Genomic DNA, 17,819 nt, shown 5'->3' with positions numbered 1-17,819 from the left:
CACTCGGGATTGCAGTCTCGACGGGACATAGGCGGACAACCGCCGATTGGCGGTATTTTTTCGTCCGCTGCCTTGCGTTCGCCTTCAATGGTCGGGCCTTGGTGGGGGAGCGTTCGCGCTCGCCGGTTTCCTATGTCGCCGGTACTGCAATCCCACCTTGCGCTCGGCCACCCCAATTGCAGTTGGGGGCCGGGTTCGTTAAACCCGACATAGGAGGCCGCACCATGCGTCCCGCTATCCCCGCTCGTCCTGAGCAAACCCGCCCTCTCGTTCCCCTCGTCTACATCGACATCATTCAGTGCGCCCAACACGCGTTGCGTGAAGCCACGCTGGCCGCTTCCGATCTGGATGCGCTCGACATTGCTGGCAACGCGCTGCGCCAGCTGGTGGACATCGCTCGTGCGGAGGCGCGTCATGACTAACACAACACGCGGCGCCATCCATCAAACACCATCCGCTGCTGGCTTGCTCGCGTTCTTCGCAGAGCGCTTTGACATGGCGCACGCCTCGGACAGCGAGTTGCAGTTCCTCGCTGACTGCCTATGTGTTGCCGTCGATGCAGCGTCGTCGTTGAGCACCGTCGCTTCCGCCGTTGGTTGTTTGATTGCGAGCGACCGAAGCGCCGAGCATAAGCATGCTCGCTCCGGCGCGCTTCAGGAGGCCGATCAATCAATCCTGCTTTACCGAATCGCCAACGAAATCGAGTTAATCGGACAGATCGTTGCAACAGCGTCTGACGCCGAATGCACACTTCGGAAACGGTTGATTGACCGTCTCAAAGCCGAGCGCTCCTGTCGTATCTCTAGCGATGAGTACTCCTCACAGGAGGAGCGTCATGGCTAAACAGCATGCGATGGCTGCGAAGGTACAGCAGATACACGATGTGTTGCAGATGATGCTGATTGCCATCGATGACCTCTCCATAAGCGACGGCCACCCGATTTACGGAGTCGTCTCAATGTTGATCGATCAGTCTCAAGACGTTGCAAACACGCTATCTGATCCTGCGTATGCGGGTGATGACGTGCCTCGCGATAGAAATGCCGGCGGTTCGAAGGAGGATGTATGAGTGCGGGCGATCAGGACAAAGTGGTGATGGAAATTCAGAAACGCGCGACGCAGCGCATCCGCATCGTTCATCGCTGGTACAAGGGCCGCGAGTACGTGGATGTCCGGCTTGTGGTGGTTAATGCCGCGGGGGAGTTCGTGCCCACGCAGAGGGGCATCATGCTTCGCCCTGAACTGCTCCCGCAGGTCATTCAAGGGCTGACGCTGGCCGCGCAGGAGGTTGTATGAACGAAAACTACAAACTCGGAATTCCGATCGCTGAAGGAGAATACGCGAGCCCTACTGAATGCGTGCTGATGTGCGGCTTCCTCGTGTTCCATGCAAAGAAGGCCGATGACGACGTGCGTCAGTTCGCACGCCGCGTGCTCGACGTAGTGTTCACCGCGGCCGCTGAGAAAGGGTTTCGCCGCGCCGATCTGCTCGAAACGATGATGGCCCAGAGCAAACCTTCGCCGCGCATGCGCGTTCTCGCGGGGCAAGCGACGGCGGCGATCGGCGATAACCTTGCCTTCGCTCGCGTCATCGCACGGGCTCATGTGAGCGCGGGAGGGGAACAATGAGCACCGTCTTTGACGAACACCAACGGATCCTCGAAGCACTTTCGTACATCCCGTCTGACGTTGAGCGCGACGTATGGTTTCGCGTCGGTGCATCGCTTAAGCATAGCGAAGGCGAAGCTGGCTTTGAGATGTTCGACAACTGGAGTCGGCAAAGCCCGAACTACGTGGCGACCGACGTTCGGGATACGTGGCGCTCGATCCGCCCTGACGCCGGTATCACGATCGCCACATTGTTCGCGATCGCGAAGAAATACGGCTACAACCCGCGCTCAAAGGCCGCAACGGTCGTCGATCCGGCGGAAGTCGAACGCCGTCGTGTCGAGCGCGACGTACGCATGGAGAAGGAGGCACAGCAACGAGCAAAGGCCCGCAAGCATGCAGCATCGCTTGCGGTCGCCGTCATTGAGAAAGCCCAGCCCGCTCACGACGATCATCCGTACCTGATGCGCAAGGGTGTCAGTGCTGTTGATACTCTCCGAGAAATGGACGCCGCGAAGCTCCAGAAGCTCATCGGCTACCGGCCGCAGTCCGGCGGCGCGCTGCTCGAAGGCCGCGTGCTCATCGCGCCAGTACGGGTCGGGAGCACCGTCACCACCATCGAGATGATCGATGAACAGGGACGCAAGTCGGCCTTGGCGAAGGGCGAGAAATCGGGCGGATGTTGGTTCGCCTCGAGCGCGCTCGAAAAGTCCGAACGCATCCTCATCGCCGAAGGCGTTGCCACGGCCTTGTCTGCCCATCTCTGCACGGGTGAAGCGGCGGTCGCGGCGCTCTCGGCGGCCAACCTCACGAAGGTCGCGCAGACGATGCGCGCTGCCTATCCCGATGCTGAGATCACCGTGTTGGCTGATCTCGGTAATGGGCAACAGAAGGCGGTGGAGGCGGCGCGAGCTGTCGGTGGCGCCGTTGCTGTGCCCGATCTCGGTGAGGAGCGCAGCGACAACGAGACCGACTTCAACGACATGCACAGGCGCTTTGGAGCGGCCGCAGTGGCCGCGCAGATCAAAAAGGCCGCAAAACCTGATGGCGGTGATCAGCCGGACAAAGGCTGTGTGCCTCGGGGCTTTTCGATCACGAAGGAAGGGGTGTTCTATACCGACGATGACGGCATGCCTCACTGGATGTGCTCGCCGCTTCACGTGCGTGCGTTGGTCCGCGATCGCGCGTCGGAGAACTGGGGCCGTTTGCTGGAATGGCGGGACGCCGACAATCACCCTCACGTGTGGGCCATGCCGATGGAGATGTTGCGCTCAGACGGCGCGGACATGCGGGGCGAGCTTGCCCGACTTGGGCTGGACATCGCGCCAAGCAATCGAGCGCGCAACAAGCTCACGGAGTACGTGACAACTGCTAAGCCGAAGGCGCGTGGCCGATGCGTGACGCGCACCGGCTGGCACAGCGGCGCGTTCGTATTCCCGGACCAAACAATCGGCAAATCAACCGAACGCGTGATCTTCCAATCGGAGGCAATATTGCGCGCATATTCGCAGGCGGGGACGTTGGACGACTGGAAGCGCGACGTTGCCGCTTACTGCTCGGGCAACTCTCGAATGTTGGTTGCAGTTTCGACGGCGTTCGCAGGGATGATGCTGGCTTATTCAGGTCAGGAGTCGGGCGGTCTGAACTTTGTTGGCGATTCGTCGACGGGAAAGACGACGGCGCTTCGCGCTGCTTGCAGCGTCTACGGCGGTCCGGAATACATGCAAAGGTGGCGCGCCACCGCGAACGGCCTCGAAGGGCTCGCCGCACTTCATAACGACACGCTGTTGGTGCTCGACGAGCTGGCGCAGGTCGATCCTCGCGAGGCGGGTGAGATTGCCTACATGCTGGCCAACGGCAGCGGCAAGGCTCGCGCAGGGCGCACCGGCTCGGCGCGTGCGCGTCAATCGTGGCGGCTGCTGTTCCTGTCGGCAGGCGAGATCGGCCTCTCACAGCACATGCAGGCAGGTGGGAAGAAGGCCAGGGCGGGTCAGGAGGTGCGCTTGGTCGAAATCCCGGCTGATGCTGGTCGGGGCTTCGGCTTGTTCGAAACGCTCCACGGGCAAGTCGGCGGCGCGAAGCTTTCCGCGCTGATCAATGAGGGCTGCAAGCGCAGCTACGGTATCGCCGCCATCGAGATGCTCAACGCGATCGCGAAGGAACCAGAGGTGATCGAACAGTCCCTGCGTCAGGAGACAGCGAAGTTCCTTGCCGACAACCTACCGGCCGATGCAAGCGGGCAAGCCCACCGGGTTTGCGAGCGGCTCGCGCTCATCGGATTAGCGGGTGAATATGCGACTAATAGAGGCATTACTGGATGGCAAAATGGAGAAGCGCAATCAGCGGCAGCCCATTGCTTTAAAGCGTGGTTAAATAATCGCGGCGGCGCGGGTAATCACGAGCACACTGCCATCCTTTCTCACGTTAAAGCTTTCTTCGAAGCGCATGAAGAATCTCGGTTTACCGATTTAAATGACGTATCCGAAAGGCCGACGGTTAATCGAGCAGGATATCGGCGAAAGGTAGAAAGCGGAGTTGAGTATTTAGTCTTTCCCGAGATATTCAAGCGGGAGATCTGCAGCGGTTTCGATTCGAGATCGGTGGCTAAGACGCTTGCTTCTGTGGAATGGATTCGCTCATCCGCCGATGGTCGGTCGGTTCGCGCTGAACGAATCCCAGAGAAGGGCCCCACCAAAGTCTACGTCTTCACGTCAAAAATTTGGACGGCGGCGTAACCCATCCAAAAAAACGCGGGTTACACGGGTTACACGGGTTACGCGAGCCGAAGGCCTTGCTGCACAAGGCTTTCAGCGTAACCCAACTCGAAAACCGCGTAACCCAACGCGGCAAATACGGGTTACGCAGGACACTCCGTAACCCAAAAAACGGGTTACACGATAGACGGGTTACAGAAATGGGTTACGGGAAAAGCTTATGAAAATCAATGATTTGCAGGGGGTGTAACCCATGTAACCCGTGTAACCCACAAAAAAGAGTAGGTTAGTGGTCACTGGAGCTCGCTGTCCCTGCCATGCCCACGGGATCTCCATGCGCCACGAACTTCGACGTGCGCTGAGCATGGAACCGGAGCTCGGCAACTGATCAACGCAACTGCACGTTGAGTTCGATGATCATAAAATACTATCGATATGAATCCCGGAATCGCAACGCTGATATCGAAATACGCACGAGATATTCCTAGTAAAGCGGACATGCCTTCATGGATTATAAATTGCAGCTTTAGACCGTCTATTCGGCGATTCGAGATTTTTGGACGCTCCGAAAATGAACCAGCGAAAACATAATCGTCAAGCGCTATTGCAATACTGCCTACGTCAGCATGCCACTCGACACTACATGGTGTGCCATGAACGTTATTGCGCATTGCTGTTTCCTTATGCCCGAGGGTATTCCTCTTCAATAGAGAAGCGGCCTCGGGCGTTGCGATGGTGGCGAAGAATGGCAAGGTGCATTGCTCGACCCATCTGCTGGGTTGCAAAACCCTGTGCGCGGTTCTTCAGAAGCGGTAACCAATACCGATGCGCGGATGGATCTGCAATACCTCCATGTTCACGCTACTGGAATCGGACCAGTAAAGTATTCCACCGTTGGGGCCAGAGTCTGTACGAATGCTCAGGAGATTGCGTGTGCGCCGAACATCAACAGACAATCCGGCGAACCAGTGCTGATCAAGATCGTATGTCGCACCAGCACTAACAACTGGTGCCAGATAAGGCGACGTGAATGTAAAATCGCTAATCCATCTACCCGAGTTCGGAAAATAATCGCGGTCCATAGCCTTGGTTATCGTATTGTCGTACGCAATGCCTACACCGATGAAGGGGTGTAGCCTGGGGTTATTAGCTTCAAAGAAATATTTCAAACTAAGCTCCGATTCCCATTGCATCGCGCTGCCCAAATCGACTTTCGCGAGCATGGGAGTTCCCGCTCGGGCACCATCATTTACTGTGGCATAAGCTTTGAACGTGTCTGATCCGCCAAAGCCGAGTTCGACCGCGATATGTTCCGTGACAAAATATCCAAGATTTGCTGACCAGTTAGCTGAAGTACCAAAGCTTACGCCGGTCATCCGCTCGTCTGGGTCAAACAATGGGCCGCTGCTGTATTTACTATTTCGAGATTCAAATGTGGGCCGCCATCCTCCGCTCATAAAGCCGTAAAAAGAGTTTGCTGTTTTTGCGTTGGCGGTGGAAACGCTGAAAAAGATGACCAAAACTGCTATGACAATCCTCACGATGATCTCCGATATACAATGTGACTCTTTCGGACGAGTCGTCTGCCGCACACCTACAATAAGATTGGCTGCAAAGCTCCAGCGCTCTGCGGCGCCATAGCATCTTGCAAAAACAATGAAGCACTTAGAGGTTGTTGTGTAAGGCGCTGTTCTGGATAAGATGCCATTTTCCTTGTGCGATTGCATTCACAACCTCGCCGCTCTGGCCGCTACAACGGATCGTGGCGATAGTGGATCGAGAACTGGAAATAAATTCGAGAAGGATATCTCTTTTATCCCATCCACCACCACTTAGCCTCAGCTCCTTGCAGGCGAGTACATCGGCGAATTCAGCGGACCCTTGCGTATTGAGTTCGAGAAATGCCTCCGCTTGATGTTGGATGTTTATACCTTTTGGGATGACTCCCACGAATACAGTTGAGCCAACTTGCACGGCTGCTGCATATCTACACAAATCAACTATGCAATACATCTGGCTTCTCCAGCATATGAAGGGGAAATGGGTACGCTCTCAAAATCAAGTACTGTTAATGCGAATAGGTAGGCCAAAATTGAAATCGCTCCTTTCCAGTATGACGAGCACGCTAAGCGCAGGATGGCCGCTTAAGCGAAGTTCAGGTGCAGAGGGAATAGCAATTAAACATCAGATCTTTCAAATCGGCAAAGTTTACGTGTCTATGCATGATTCATTTTTCAGGGAGAAATTCGACGCCACGCTGGTAAGTTAGAATCGAACGTTCGTATTATTCGTGGTTTCTGGAGTTAAATTCGAACGTAGGGGCTTTGTATTACGTTTTATTGCTTTTTTTGGGCCATTGTCATGTGCTTTCAATCTTTTGAGCCGTTGTGGCGGTCGCCCACCGTCCACCGCCAACGCACGCGCGGACGCCTGTGGCTTCGTATCCGAGCTCGCGTTCTTGAGCGTGACCCGCTCTGTGTTCGCTGCGCGCATGTCGATCGCGTCTGCAAATCGACGATCGTGGACCATATCGTCCCGCTCGCTCATGGTGGAACGGACGACGAATCGAATCTGCGCGGACTATGCTCGGCCTGTCACGACGCCGTGACGCGCGAACAGTTCGGATATCGGCAGAGAAAGGCGTTCGGCGCGGACGGTCTGCCGATCGATAGCGAGTGGTCGTAATGGTGTATGGGCGGGGGGCGGGTCGATTTTCGGCGTCGTGCGGTGCGGACACCGACCGTTCCCCTTCGCTTTCATAAACGTGGACAAAAAAAGTAAAAATGGCTCAACGGGGAAGGAAATCTGCGGCATCGCTGGCAATCGCGCCAACGGTGCCAATTGCGCTCGAACAGCGCCTCGTGCCTCCGCTTCACCTCAGTGACGCGGAGCGCGCAGTGTGGCTGGAGGTCGTCAACGATCAACCGGCCGGTGCTTTCAGCGCGACGCACGGTCCATTGCTGGAGATGTACTGTCGGCACGTCGTTAATGCACGCACGCTCGCCGACGAGCTCCTCAGCTTCGAGCGCGCGTGGCTTGCGCGTGATGATGGCCTGAAGCGCTATGACCGGTTGCTGGCAATGAGTGAGCGGGAAAGCCGCGCGGCCTCGTCGCTTGCCACGCGTCTGCGTATTACGCGTCAAGCCGTAGAGCATCCGACGACCGCAGGCCGTGCGATCGCCAATCAGAAAAAGGCCAGAAAACCGTGGGAGCTGCCCACGTGACGACGCGCAGGAGGCCCACGCGCAGCCAGCGCAACATCCAGTGGATCGAGGAACACTGCCGAATCCCCGAAGGTCGGCTTGTCTGTCAACCAGTGAAGCTGAGCAAGGAGCAGCGGCGCTGGCTCAAACGAATCTACGACACGCCGACACGTACCTTCATCCTCTCGATGGCGCGCAAGAACGCCAAGACGGCGCTCTCCGCCTTTCTCGTGTTGCTCCATCTCGTCGGCCCTGAGGCGCGGCCAAACAGCCAGCTCTACAGCGCCGCTCAATCGCGCGATCAGGCCGCCATCTTGTTCGAGCTGGCGGCGAAGGTCGTGCGTATGTCGCAAGACCTGTCTCAGTACGTGACGATCCGCGATACCGCCAAGGAGATGCTGTGCGGCGAGCTCGGCACCTTCTTCAAGGCGCTCTCGGCAGACGCAACGACGAAGTTCGGTTTGAGCCCCGCGCTCGTGATCCACGATGAGCTTGGCCAGGTCAAGGGACCGCGCTCGCAGCTTTACGAGGCGCTCGAAACGGCAAGCGCGGCACAAGAAAGTCCGCTGTCGGTCGTCATCAGCACGCAAGCGCCGACCGATGCCGATCTGTTGAGCCTTCTCATCGACGATGCGCTAACGGGCGCCGATCCACGCAACAAAGTTGAGCTATACACCGCGCCCACGGACATAGACCCGTTCTGCGACCGGGCCATTCGCCTGGCCAATCCGCACTTCAACGTGTTCATGAATCAGGCGGAAGTGCGTCGCATGGCAAGCGATGCCAAGCGTCTGCCGAGCCGCGAGGCCGCCTATCGGAATTTGATCCTCAATCAACGCGTCGAGGCGCGCAACCCCTTCGTCGCTCGCGCCATCTGGATGGAGAACGGGGGCACGCCGGCCGACATCGACGGCGAGGAAGTCTCCGGCGGGCTGGATCTGTCGAGCGTGAGCGATCTGACGGCGCTCGTTTTGGTGTCAGACGCGGGCGACGTTCACCCGACCTTCTGGTTGCCGGAGGAAGGGCTTGCCGAGAAGTCGCGCGCCGATCGCGTGCCATACGACGTGTGGGCACGGGAAGGCGCGTTGCAAACGACGCCGGGCCGGGCGATCGAGTATGAGTTCATTGCCGAACACTTGCGCACGGTGTTCGATCGATGCCATGTCAAAGCGCTCGCCTTCGACCGCTACAACATGCGCTTTCTGAAGCCGTGGCTAGAGCGTGTGGGCTTCACCGAAGAGGAGCTGAGCCGCTTCGTCGAATTCGGCCAAGGCTTCGTGTCGATGTCGCCAGCGATCCGGGAGCTGGAAGCGCGGCTGCTCGCGCGCAAGCTGCGTCACGGCCGCCACCCTGTACTGACGATGTGCGCAGTGAATGCGGTGACGGTTTCGGATCCCGCGGGCAATCGGAAATTCACCAAACAGAAGGCGACCGGACGCATCGACGGAATGGTGGCGCTAGCGATGGCGGTGGGTGCGACGCAACTTAATGCGGAAGAATCGGCGGTAGAGCCGCAGATGTTCTTTATCTAGCTCTTGATTCGGCATTAAATGCGTGTTATACCGCGTTGATGCAAAATTTATCTCGCTCAAACATTCGATTGACGCAATTTATTGCGAAGACCGCGCCTGCACCCTCGAACAAAGCGTTCTCGCGCTTCGAATCAAAGTCGCTCGATGACGGCACTCGTGTGCTTAAGGGCCTTGCATCGTCGCCGTTACCCGATCGCGTCGGTGACGTCGTCGTGCCCGAGGGCATCCAGTTCAAGACGCCTCTTGTGCTGCTTTGGCAACACGATCCGATGAAACCGATTGGCACTGTCACCAAGATGACGGTTACGTCGGCCGGCGCAGAAGTGGAGGCGACGATCGCACCTGCCGGAACCGCAGCCTACATCGATGAGGCTTACGGCCTCATCAAGGCGGGCCTCGTTCCGGGTTTGTCGATTGGATTCCGTCCCATCGAGGCGCAGTACGACCCGTCCACAGGCGGCTTTCTCATCAAGTCGTGTGAGCTCTTCGAGCTCAGCGTGGTGACCATCCCAGCCAACGCGGATGCGGCCATTCAATCCATCAAGTCAAACCTCAGCTCCCGCATTGGCTCACCGGTCGTGCGCTTGAGCGCTTCTCATCAAAAGGAAAACGATATGACCATCGCTGAACGACTCAAGGCTGTTGCTACCCGGCGCACGGCTCATCTCGAACGACGCAAGGCGCTCATGGACGCGGCGGCGGCCGACGGTGAGCGCACCCTCAATGACGATGAGGCGGAGGAATACGACCAACTCGGCCTCCAACTGAAGTCGCTCGATACGCACGAGACGCGCCTCAAAGAGCAGCAAGCGCTTGAAGCAAAAACGGCTGTGCCGGTATCGGGCGGCCCGGCATCTCATTCGCCCATCTTCCTCAAGCCGAACGTGGAGAAAGGCACGGCCTTCACGCGTTATGCCATTGCACTGATGCGTTCCAAGGGCAATGTCATGCAGGCGGTCGAGGTCGCCAAGGAGTGGAAGGATTCGACGCCGGAGGTCGAGCTCGTGCTCAAGGCGGCGGTGCAGGCAGGCACGACTACAGATCCGGCGTGGGCCAAGCCGCTCGTCGAATATCAAAGCATGGCGAGCGAATTCATCGAGCTGCTGCGCCCGGCCACCATCATCGGCCGCATCGAGCACTTCCGGCGCGTGCCGTTCAACATCAAGGTGCCAGGTCAGGTGACGGGCTCGTCCGTGGGCTGGGTGGGTGAGGGTCGGCCCGCGCCGGTATCGGCGCTCGCCTTCAATACCACCTCTCTTGGTCACTCGAAGGTGGCGGGCCTCGTTGTCATGACCGAGGAGTTGGTGCGCTTTTCCAGCCCGAGCGCCGAGGCGCTTGTTCAGCAAGACCTGATTGCCACGAGCAGCGGGTTTCTCGATGGCCAATTCATCGATCCGAACAAGGCTGAGGGCGCGGAAGGCGTGTCCCCGGCATCAATCACGAACGGCCTGAAGGCGATCAAAGCGTCTGGCGTCGATGCGGCGGCCGTGCGTACCGATGTAAAGGCCGCATTCGATGCGTTCATCGCAGCCAATCTCTCGGTTGCCAAAGCGGTGTGGATCATGTCGGAAAGCACGGCGCTGGCGCTTTCGATGATGCAGAACGCAATGGCGCAACCGGAATTCCCCGGCCTCACGATGGCGGGCGGTACGTTCTTCGGATTACCTGCCATCCTGTCGAAGACCGCCGGCGACATGATGATTCTCGCCAACGCCTCAGAAATCTTGCTGGCCGACGATGGTGGTGTGACGCTCGATGCGAGCCGAGAAGCGTCAATCGAGATGGACGGTGACCTGAAGGGCGGCGCGACGCAACTTGTATCGCTCTGGCAAAACGGTTTCGTGGCGATGAAGGCGACGCGCTTCATCAATTGGAAGCGCCGCCGGGCTGAGGCGGTTCAGTACATCACGGGTGTGAAGTACGGCGCGCCGAAGGCCTAAGTGGGAGCATTGATGCACCTGTTTCCTTGGCAGCTTAAGTCGGCCCGTCACGCGTCGGTCGTTTCCGTAGCGTCAGCGAACGGCCCCCAGGCCGTCCCGGTGGGCAGTGCGAGCAGCTTCATTGGCATGATTCGCGAGGCGTTTGCAGGTGCATGGCAGTCGGGCGAAGCGCTCGACTGCCGAGAGGACCTGCTGGCCTTCTCGGCAGTCTATGCGTGCGTCGATCGCATCGCCTCTGACATTGCCAAACTCGGCATCCGATACGTGAGGCGCGAGGGCGTGATCTGGCGGGAGTACCGCGCGCCCCGCTTTACAACGCCGCTGCGTCGCCCGAATGCGTATCAGAACCGCATCCAGTTCGTGAAGGCGTGGCAAGCGTCGAAACTGCTCTTCGGCAACGTGTACGTGCTGCTGGTGAGAGACGCCATGCGTAACGTCATCGCCATGTACGTGCTCGATCCGACGCGCGTGCGGCCGCTGGTGGCGACCAGTGGCGCGGTGTTCTATCAGCTCGGCGCGGATCCGCTCAAAGGCTTGCCCGAGCAGATTACTGTACCGGCAGCGGAGATCATCCACGATCGGGGCATCTGCCCCTGGCATCCGCTCATCGGCGTGTCGCCAATCGTCGCAGCCGCGGCCGCCGGCACGATGGGCAACCGCATCCAGTTCAACAGCCGCAAGTTCTTCGGCAACATGTCGCGCCCGGGCGGCATCCTGTCGACCACGGGCAAGATCAGCGACGAGACGGCGGACCGTCTCAAGAAGCATTGGGAAACGAATTACGGCGGGGAAAACGCAGGCCGTGTCGCAGTAGTGGGCGACGGTCTGCAGTACTCGACCGTCATGATGAGCGCAATCGACGCGCAGCTCATCGAGCAGCTGAAATGGGCGGTAGAGGATGTCGCACGTTGCTTCCATGTGCCGCTGTATAAGATCGGCGCGGACCCCACCGGCTCGAAGACGGCCGCCAATATCGGCGCGCTCGAGCAGTCGTATTACACCGACTGCTTGCAGGCGCCTATTGAAGAGCTTGAGCTGTGCCTGGACGAAGGTCTTGATGCGCCAGACGGTCAGGGCTTCGAGGTCGATGTGCGTGGCCTATTGCGCATGGATCCGGTCGCGCGGTACGACGCGCATTCGAAAGCGGTCGGCGGCGGCTGGATGGCGCCGAACGAGGCGCGCGCGGCCGAAAACATGCCGCCGGTGGCGGGCGGCGACACCCCTTACCTGCAACAGCAGAATTACGCACTCTCGGCGCTCGCCGAGCGCGACAAGTCTCCCGCACCGAGCCGCACCGAACGCAGCGAACCGACTGAACCAACTCATGGCGACGACCCCAAATAAGCCGCTCGTCTCGCTGGCGCGCGCCTGCTTGCATCTGCGCGTGGTGCCCGGTGAAGACGACACCGCAATCAATGACCTCATCGAGGCGGCCAGCGACATCGTGATGGACTATCTGAAGAAACCCGTGCCTGAGGAATGGAAGGTCGAGACCGACTCGACGGCAAGCACGGTGCCGGGTCCCGTGCGCGCTGCCGTACTGCTCGTGCTCGGGCACCTCTATGCGGACCGGGAAGGCGGCACAGACCCGATCAGCCCGGCCGTCGTGTCGCTGCTGATGCGCCATCGTGATCCGGCGGTGGCGTAATGCTGAAGGCTGGCTCGTTGGACCGAACGGTGCGCATCGAACGGCAGGCAGAAGCGAAGCCGGGGGAGATGGACATTCGCTGGGAGACAGTGGCGACCGTTCCGGCAAACATCCGCATGCTCAGCGGCAAAGAAGTGTTGGCGGCCGACTCGAACATCTCGCTGGGGACGGCGAGCATTCGCATTCGGTTTCGGCGTGACGTGAAAGCGGGCATGCACGTGGTGCACGGCGACGCTGGGTTCCGAATCAAGGCAGTGCAGCCGGATTACGCCGGCCGAGAGTACGTCGATCTCATCTGCCAGACGGACGACTTCCACCTTCCACCCCGTGGAAATGACGAGTCAGATTGAGATTCTGGAATTCCATTAATCGACGCAAAAAGCAAAAGGGGGTGGCAAATCGCTACCCCCTTCGGTTATTGCAAGTCCGTTGCTCGCTTGATCGGCCCTCGTGCGGCCCTAGGGGTTTGGCGCACTATCGTTCGGGGTAAGCAATTGGGCGGGGAGGCTTGTCACACTTGGCGCGCCCGGCTGGGATCGAACCAGCAACCCCTGCCTTCGGAGGGCAGTACTCTATCCATTGAGCTACGGGCGCATCGGAGGGATGCCTTGCGAAGAAAGAAGCACACCGAAAGGCGGCTGCAAGGCCCATGCGAATCCGAGAGGATACCTGTTTTCCGTGACTTCGTCCATCGCATGGGGACGGACGCGTCGCGCGATACATCGTCGCAAGCATCACACGATTCGGGTATACGCCCGCTCCACTGCGTCCGCCACCCCGCGCCGACAGTTAAGCGTTCCGTCTATAATCGACCGTGCCTTTCCCCAAGGCGCGCGCAAGCGCAATGCGGTAGCTGTCACGCTGTCACTGAACCGACTCACACCAAAAAACGGGAGACGAGACAAGCATGAGCGAAGCACCCCACGGAGCCCCGATCAAGACACCCGGCCAACTCATCGCCGCGGTCATCGCGGGATTCGGCATCCCGGTCGCCATCATCATCCTGCTCGCGGTGTACGTGAACAACTCGACGCGCATCGGCGCGGGCACGGACATCGAGCAATCGGTGAAGGAACGCATCGCGCCCGCCGCGCAGGTCGATGTCCGCGACGCCAACGCGCCGCGCGTCTACAAAACCGGCGAAGAAGTCTTCAAGGCCGTGTGCTCCGCCTGTCACACAGCGGGCACGGCCGGCGCACCCAAGTTCGGCGATGCCGGCGCGTGGGCGGCGCGCATAGGCGAAGGTTACGACACGCTCCTGCACAACGCGCTCAACGGCAAAGGCGCGATGCCCGCGCGCGGCGGCACCAGTCCCGACGATTACAGCGACTTCGAAATCGCGCGTGCGGTCGTCTACATGGCGAACGGCAGCGGCGGCAAACTGGCGGAACCGGCTCAACCCGCATCGGGCGCGGCAGCGAGCGCGGGCGCATCGGGTGCGGCGGCGGCTCCGGCAGGCGCGAGCGCCAATGAGAACGCCCAGGCGGCTGCGGCTGTCGCAGCGCTGGCGTCCGTGCCGCAGGCCGCGGCGCCGGCGGCTGGCGCCCAAAGCGCCGATGCCGCCCAGGCCGGCAAGGCGCTCTACGAGCAGGTCTGCCAGGCCTGTCACGCAGCCGGCGTGCTCAACGCGCCGAAGTTCGGCGACAAGGCCGCATGGGAACCGCGCCTCAAGGAGCCGATGGACACCGTCTACAACTACGCGCTGCACGGCAAGGGCGCGATGCCGCCGAAGGGCGGATCGAACGCACCGGATGCGGACGTGAAAGCAGCCGTCGACTACATGGTGAACGCGGCCAAGTAATGTTTTCGCCGGGCCACAAAAAAACCCTGCGTTTCATGGCGCAGGGTTTTTTATTTGAAGCACGAAAAAGCATCAGCTCTTCTGCAACATCGCCTTGAGCATCGCCATGCGGTCCTTCGGCGAAAGCGGCTTTTCCTCGGCCGTCGGCGGCGGCGCATCGTCGAGCAGCATCTCCGGGATGAAACGCGACGGCTCGCACACCACCGTCTCCCTCGCGCGCTTTCGTTTCTTGCACCAGTTCAGATGCAGGCTGCGCTGCGCCCGCGTGATCGCGACATACATCAGCCGCCGCTCTTCCTCGATGCGCGCATCGTCGACGGGCGCGTCATCGTCCGAGCCGCCGCGATGCGGCATGATGCCTTCCTCGACACCCACCAGAAATACGTGCGGGTACTCCAGCCCTTTCGACGCATGCACCGTCGACAGACGCACCGCATCCGGATCTTCTTCCTTGCCTTCGAGCATCGACATCAACGCGACAGTCTGGATCAGGCCGAGCAGATTCTTGCCTTCATCGGCGAAACCGTCGGCGGTGTCGTAGCCGGTCTGCTCCGTTCCGGGCGCGGCCTCCGGCTTCGTGCCCTTGCGCTTGAGCCATTCGAGAAATTCGAGCACGTTCTGCCATTTCGATTGCGCCTGGCGCTCGTCGTACGCGTCGTAGAGATACGCCTCGTAGTGAATGGCTTCCATCATGTCGTCGAGCACTTCGGTCGCGGGATCACGCGCGGCGCGGTCCGACAGGCGGCGAATCCATTCGCAGAACGTGCGCAGCGGCTCGACCTGCCGCGCCGACAGACGTGCCTCGATGCCGCCCATGAACACCGCCTCGAACAGCGACACCTTCGCCGCGCCCGCGAACGCGCCGAGCGCTTCGAGCGTCGTGTTGCCGACGCCCCGCCGTGGCGTCGTAATCGCGCGGATGAACGCGGGATCGTCGTCGGGATTCGCGATCAGACGCAGATACGCGATGAGATCCTTGATCTCGGCCTTGTCGAAGAACGACTGCCCGCCCGATAGCACATAGGGAATCCGCTCGCGCCGCAAAACCTGCTCGAAGATGCGCGCCTGGAAGTTGCCGCGATAGAGAATCGCGTAGTCGCGAAACTGCGTGCGCCGCTCGAACTTGTGCGCCGACAGCCGGAACACGACGGATTCGGCCTCGTGCTCCTCGTCGTTGCAGCCGGTGACGGTGATCGTGTCGCCCATGCCGTGCTCGGACCACAGCTTCTTCTCGAACAGCTTCGGATTGTTCGCGATGACGTTGTTCGCCGCCGTCAGAATGCGCACCGTCGAGCGATAGTTCTGCTCCAGCTTGACCACATGCAGCTTCGGGAAATCCTTGCCGAGTTGCGCGAGGTTTTCGAGCGTCGCGCCGCGCCAGCCGTAGATGGCCTGATCGTCGTCGCCGACCGCCGTGAACGCGGCGCGCGGGCCGGCAAGCTGCTTCAGCAACTCGTACTGACAGGCGTTGGTGTCCTGATATTCGTCGATGAGCAGATAGCGCAGGCGATTCTGCCACTTGTCGCGCACCTGCTCGTTCTCCGCGAAAAGTTGCGCGGGGCGCAGGATCAGATCATCGAAATCGAGCGCCTGATACGCGTGCAGCGTCGCCGCGTAACTGCGAAAGACGATCGCCGCCTGATGCTCGTCCTCGTTGCTCGCGAGCACGGCGGCCTGATCGGGCGAGACCATCGCGTTTTTCCACAGCGAGATCGTCGACTGCACCTTGCGGATCAGTCCCTTGTCCGTCGTGCCGAGCTGCTCCTGAACCATGCCGAAGCAATCGTCCGAATCCATGATGGAGAACTGCGGCTTCAGCCCGACGTGCTCCGCTTCCTGCCGCATGATCTGCACGCCGAGCGAGTGAAAGGTGCAGATCGTCAACTGATTGACGGGAATCTTGCGGCCTTCCTTGCCGGGGGTCGTGAGCGTCTTGCCTTCGAGCAGTTTCGCGGTGCGCTCGCGCATTTCGAGCGCGGCCTTGTTCGTGAAGGTGAGCGCGGCGATGTGCTTCGGCTCGAAGCCGCGTCCTTCGATCAGATGCGCGATCTTCTGCGTGATCACGCGCGTCTTGCCGCTGCCGGCGCCGGCGAGCACGAGACAGGGTCCATCGAGATAGCGCACGGCTTCGCTTTGCGCGGCGTTCAGACCTGCGGACATCGTTTTGGGCTTCTGGAGTTTGGGGCGCGCTTAGCTGTTGCCCGCGCGCGAAGGAGAGCGCGATGTTAACACGATAGCGGCGGCGCGGTTCCGTCCCCGGTTCGTGCCACAATATTCGAACGAATTTACGACAGGACGATGCCCGCATGAACACAGCACTCAAAGTCGGCGTAATGGGTTACGGCCTCGCCGGGGCGACGTTTCACGCGCCCGTCATCGAGCACTGCGGCCGGGCGGAAGTCACGGCCATCGCGACGAGCCAGGCCGAGCGCGCCCAGGCCGATTATCCGAACGCACGCATCGTCGCGGATTTCGACGCACTGCTCGCCGTCGACGGGCTCGAATGCGTCGTCGTCGCGACGCCGAACGACACGCACTTCGATCTCGCGCAGCGTGCGCTGTCGGCGGGCAAGCACGTGGTTGTCGACAAGCCGGTGACGCTGTCCGCGCGCGACGCCCGCACGCTCGCCGATCTCGCGCAGCAAAAAGGTCTCGTGTTCGCGCCGTTTCACAATCGCCGCTGGGATGGCGACTTCATGACGGTGCGCGCGCTCATCGAAAGCGGGCGGCTCGGGCGCATCACGCATTACGAATCGCATTTCGACCGTTTCCGCCCGAAAGTGCCGCAGCGCTGGCGCGAGGAAGCGGAGCGCGGCGGCGGCTTGCTGTTCGATCTGGGGCCGCATCTGATCGATCAGGCGCTGACGCTTTTTGGCGCCCCGCAGACGGTGACGGCGTTCGTGAAGGCGCATCGCGATCACGCGCACGCGCCGGATTACGTGCATCTCGTGCTCGGCTACGACGACAAGGAAGTGATCCTGCACGCGAGCGCGCTCGCGGCGCTGGAGCCGCCGCGTTTCGCGATCCACGGCACGCGCGGCAGCTATGTGAAGAACGGTCTCGATACGCAGGAAGATCAGTTGCGCGCGGGCATGCGGCCGGGGAACGCGGAGTTTGCGAAGAATCCGCCGGGCGTGCTGCGCGAAGTCGACGGCGATCTCGATCTGCGTCACGAATTCGCCACGAAGGATGGCGCGTATATCGAGTTTTATCGGGCGCTGGCGGCGTCGATTCAGGAGGGCAAGCCGTTTCCGGTTTCGCCGCAGGACGCGGTCGATACGATGACGATCATCGAACTGGCGATTCAGAGTGAGAGGGAGGGGCGGCGGGTGGCGTTCCCGCATGGAAGGGTGGTTGCCTGACAACCTTCTGAA

Annotated in this window: 17 protein-coding genes and 1 tRNA gene; 15 read left to right on the top strand and 3 right to left on the bottom strand. The window is 60.4% G+C overall.

Annotated features, from left to right (window positions below):
* The first annotated feature begins 224 nt into the window (after window positions 1-224).
* Genes AWB80_RS07650 through AWB80_RS07625 form a run of 6 tightly spaced genes read left to right on the top strand, consistent with a single transcriptional unit; the run spans window position 225 to window position 4,342 of the window.
* Window positions 225-422 (top strand): hypothetical protein, encoded by a 198-nt coding sequence (locus AWB80_RS07650; RefSeq protein WP_061174052.1) that lies wholly within the window; start codon window positions 225-227, stop codon window positions 420-422.
* Complete coding sequence (locus AWB80_RS07645) at window positions 415-843, top strand: hypothetical protein (protein WP_143327991.1); 429 nt, start codon at window positions 415-417, stop codon at window positions 841-843. The genes AWB80_RS07650 and AWB80_RS07645 overlap by 8 nt, the downstream gene beginning before the upstream one ends.
* Window positions 836-1,069 (top strand): hypothetical protein, encoded by a 234-nt coding sequence (locus AWB80_RS07640; RefSeq protein WP_061174050.1) that lies wholly within the window; start codon window positions 836-838, stop codon window positions 1,067-1,069. The genes AWB80_RS07645 and AWB80_RS07640 overlap by 8 nt, the downstream gene beginning before the upstream one ends.
* Entirely contained in the window at window positions 1,066-1,296 is a 231-nt protein-coding gene (locus AWB80_RS07635; protein WP_061174049.1) for a transcriptional coactivator p15/PC4 family protein, read from the top strand. The genes AWB80_RS07640 and AWB80_RS07635 overlap by 4 nt, the downstream gene beginning before the upstream one ends.
* A complete protein-coding gene (locus tag AWB80_RS07630) occupies window positions 1,293-1,628 on the top strand; it encodes a hypothetical protein (RefSeq protein ID WP_061174048.1) in 336 nt (111 codons plus the stop codon). The genes AWB80_RS07635 and AWB80_RS07630 overlap by 4 nt, the downstream gene beginning before the upstream one ends.
* On the top strand, window positions 1,625-4,342 hold the full coding sequence (locus AWB80_RS07625) for a DUF927 domain-containing protein (protein ID WP_061174047.1): 2,718 nt from the start codon (window positions 1,625-1,627) through the stop codon (window positions 4,340-4,342). Before AWB80_RS07630 ends, AWB80_RS07625 begins: the two co-directional genes overlap by 4 nt.
* A 782-nt stretch (window positions 4,343-5,124) precedes the next feature.
* Here AWB80_RS07625 and AWB80_RS07620 read toward each other — a convergent pair.
* The gene (locus AWB80_RS07620) at window positions 5,125-6,048 is read right to left on the bottom strand and encodes an OmpW/AlkL family protein (protein WP_087131104.1); all 924 of its coding nucleotides are present in this window, start codon (window positions 6,046-6,048) and stop codon (window positions 5,125-5,127) included.
* A 634-nt stretch (window positions 6,049-6,682) separates the two neighbouring features.
* Between AWB80_RS07620 and AWB80_RS45280 the strand changes: the two genes are divergently transcribed.
* From AWB80_RS45280 to AWB80_RS07585, 7 genes are all read left to right on the top strand, one after another.
* Window positions 6,683-7,006 carry an HNH endonuclease gene (locus tag AWB80_RS45280; RefSeq protein WP_087131103.1) on the top strand — a complete coding sequence of 108 codons (324 nt, stop codon included), beginning with the start codon at window positions 6,683-6,685 and terminating at the stop codon, window positions 7,004-7,006.
* A 212-nt stretch (window positions 7,007-7,218) separates the two neighbouring features.
* Complete coding sequence (locus AWB80_RS07610) at window positions 7,219-7,545, top strand: hypothetical protein (RefSeq protein ID WP_244206435.1); 327 nt, start codon at window positions 7,219-7,221, stop codon at window positions 7,543-7,545.
* Window positions 7,542-9,056, top strand: coding sequence for a terminase large subunit (locus AWB80_RS07605; protein WP_061174045.1), 1,515 nt, complete (start codon window positions 7,542-7,544; stop codon window positions 9,054-9,056). The genes AWB80_RS07610 and AWB80_RS07605 overlap by 4 nt, the downstream gene beginning before the upstream one ends.
* 68 nt (window positions 9,057-9,124) lie before the next feature.
* On the top strand, window positions 9,125-10,996 hold the full coding sequence (locus AWB80_RS07600; RefSeq protein WP_244206434.1) for a phage major capsid protein: 1,872 nt from the start codon (window positions 9,125-9,127) through the stop codon (window positions 10,994-10,996).
* Window positions 10,997-11,008: 12 nt separating this feature from the next.
* The gene (locus AWB80_RS07595) at window positions 11,009-12,340 is read left to right on the top strand and encodes a phage portal protein (RefSeq protein ID WP_087131139.1); all 1,332 of its coding nucleotides are present in this window, start codon (window positions 11,009-11,011) and stop codon (window positions 12,338-12,340) included.
* Window positions 12,321-12,644 carry a head-tail connector protein gene (locus AWB80_RS07590; RefSeq protein WP_061174044.1) on the top strand — a complete coding sequence of 108 codons (324 nt, stop codon included), beginning with the start codon at window positions 12,321-12,323 and terminating at the stop codon, window positions 12,642-12,644. Before AWB80_RS07595 ends, AWB80_RS07590 begins: the two co-directional genes overlap by 20 nt.
* A complete protein-coding gene (locus AWB80_RS07585) occupies window positions 12,644-12,994 on the top strand; it encodes a phage head closure protein (RefSeq protein WP_061174043.1) in 351 nt (116 codons plus the stop codon). The genes AWB80_RS07590 and AWB80_RS07585 overlap by 1 nt, the downstream gene beginning before the upstream one ends.
* 168 nt (window positions 12,995-13,162) lie before the next feature.
* On the opposite strand, the gene AWB80_RS07580 is transcribed toward AWB80_RS07585, so the two are convergent.
* Window positions 13,163-13,238, bottom strand: a tRNA-Arg gene (locus AWB80_RS07580).
* Window positions 13,239-13,551: 313 nt separating this feature from the next.
* On the opposite strand from AWB80_RS07580, the gene AWB80_RS07575 reads away from it, so the two are divergent.
* On the top strand, window positions 13,552-14,445 hold the full coding sequence (locus tag AWB80_RS07575) for a c-type cytochrome (protein ID WP_061174042.1): 894 nt from the start codon (window positions 13,552-13,554) through the stop codon (window positions 14,443-14,445).
* A 72-nt stretch (window positions 14,446-14,517) separates the two neighbouring features.
* Here the strand turns inward: AWB80_RS07575 and AWB80_RS07570 are convergent, their stop codons facing one another.
* Window positions 14,518-16,605: a UvrD-helicase domain-containing protein gene (locus tag AWB80_RS07570; RefSeq protein ID WP_061174041.1), complete on the bottom strand. Its 2,088-nt coding sequence runs from the start codon at window positions 16,603-16,605 to the stop codon at window positions 14,518-14,520.
* A gap of 146 nt (window positions 16,606-16,751) precedes the next feature.
* Between AWB80_RS07570 and AWB80_RS07565 the strand changes: the two genes are divergently transcribed.
* Window positions 16,752-17,807, top strand: coding sequence for an oxidoreductase (locus AWB80_RS07565; protein ID WP_061174040.1), 1,056 nt, complete (start codon window positions 16,752-16,754; stop codon window positions 17,805-17,807).
* Window positions 17,808-17,819 lie beyond the last annotated feature (12 nt).

Origin of the sequence: Caballeronia pedi (assembly GCF_001544915.2) — a bacterium.
GTDB classification, from domain to species: Bacteria; Pseudomonadota; Gammaproteobacteria; order Burkholderiales; family Burkholderiaceae; genus Caballeronia; species Caballeronia pedi.
The sequence above is the reverse complement of the archived record's forward strand: the minus strand, read 5'-3'. Positions and strand labels throughout refer to the sequence as shown.

What these genes read in the sequence shown, in the direction of transcription:
- AWB80_RS07620 (WP_087131104.1), bottom strand. Translation starts at nt 6,048, where the DNA reads ATGCAATCGCACAAGGAAAATGGCATCTTATCCAGAACAGCGCCTTAC.
- AWB80_RS07570 (WP_061174041.1), bottom strand. Translation starts at nt 16,605, where the DNA reads ATGTCCGCAGGTCTGAACGCCGCGCAAAGCGAAGCCGTGCGCTATCTC.
- AWB80_RS07595 (WP_087131139.1), top strand. Translation starts at nt 11,009, where the DNA reads ATGCACCTGTTTCCTTGGCAGCTTAAGTCGGCCCGTCACGCGTCGGTC.
- AWB80_RS07640 (WP_061174050.1), top strand. Translation starts at nt 836, where the DNA reads ATGGCTAAACAGCATGCGATGGCTGCGAAGGTACAGCAGATACACGAT.
- AWB80_RS07575 (WP_061174042.1), top strand. Translation starts at nt 13,552, where the DNA reads ATGAGCGAAGCACCCCACGGAGCCCCGATCAAGACACCCGGCCAACTC.
- AWB80_RS45280 (WP_087131103.1), top strand. Translation starts at nt 6,683, where the DNA reads ATGTGCTTTCAATCTTTTGAGCCGTTGTGGCGGTCGCCCACCGTCCAC.
- AWB80_RS07635 (WP_061174049.1), top strand. Translation starts at nt 1,066, where the DNA reads ATGAGTGCGGGCGATCAGGACAAAGTGGTGATGGAAATTCAGAAACGC.
- AWB80_RS07625 (WP_061174047.1), top strand. Translation starts at nt 1,625, where the DNA reads ATGAGCACCGTCTTTGACGAACACCAACGGATCCTCGAAGCACTTTCG.
- AWB80_RS07630 (WP_061174048.1), top strand. Translation starts at nt 1,293, where the DNA reads ATGAACGAAAACTACAAACTCGGAATTCCGATCGCTGAAGGAGAATAC.
- AWB80_RS07645 (WP_143327991.1), top strand. Translation starts at nt 415, where the DNA reads ATGACTAACACAACACGCGGCGCCATCCATCAAACACCATCCGCTGCT.
- AWB80_RS07585 (WP_061174043.1), top strand. Translation starts at nt 12,644, where the DNA reads ATGCTGAAGGCTGGCTCGTTGGACCGAACGGTGCGCATCGAACGGCAG.
- AWB80_RS07565 (WP_061174040.1), top strand. Translation starts at nt 16,752, where the DNA reads ATGAACACAGCACTCAAAGTCGGCGTAATGGGTTACGGCCTCGCCGGG.
- AWB80_RS07650 (WP_061174052.1), top strand. Translation starts at nt 225, where the DNA reads ATGCGTCCCGCTATCCCCGCTCGTCCTGAGCAAACCCGCCCTCTCGTT.
- AWB80_RS07590 (WP_061174044.1), top strand. Translation starts at nt 12,321, where the DNA reads ATGGCGACGACCCCAAATAAGCCGCTCGTCTCGCTGGCGCGCGCCTGC.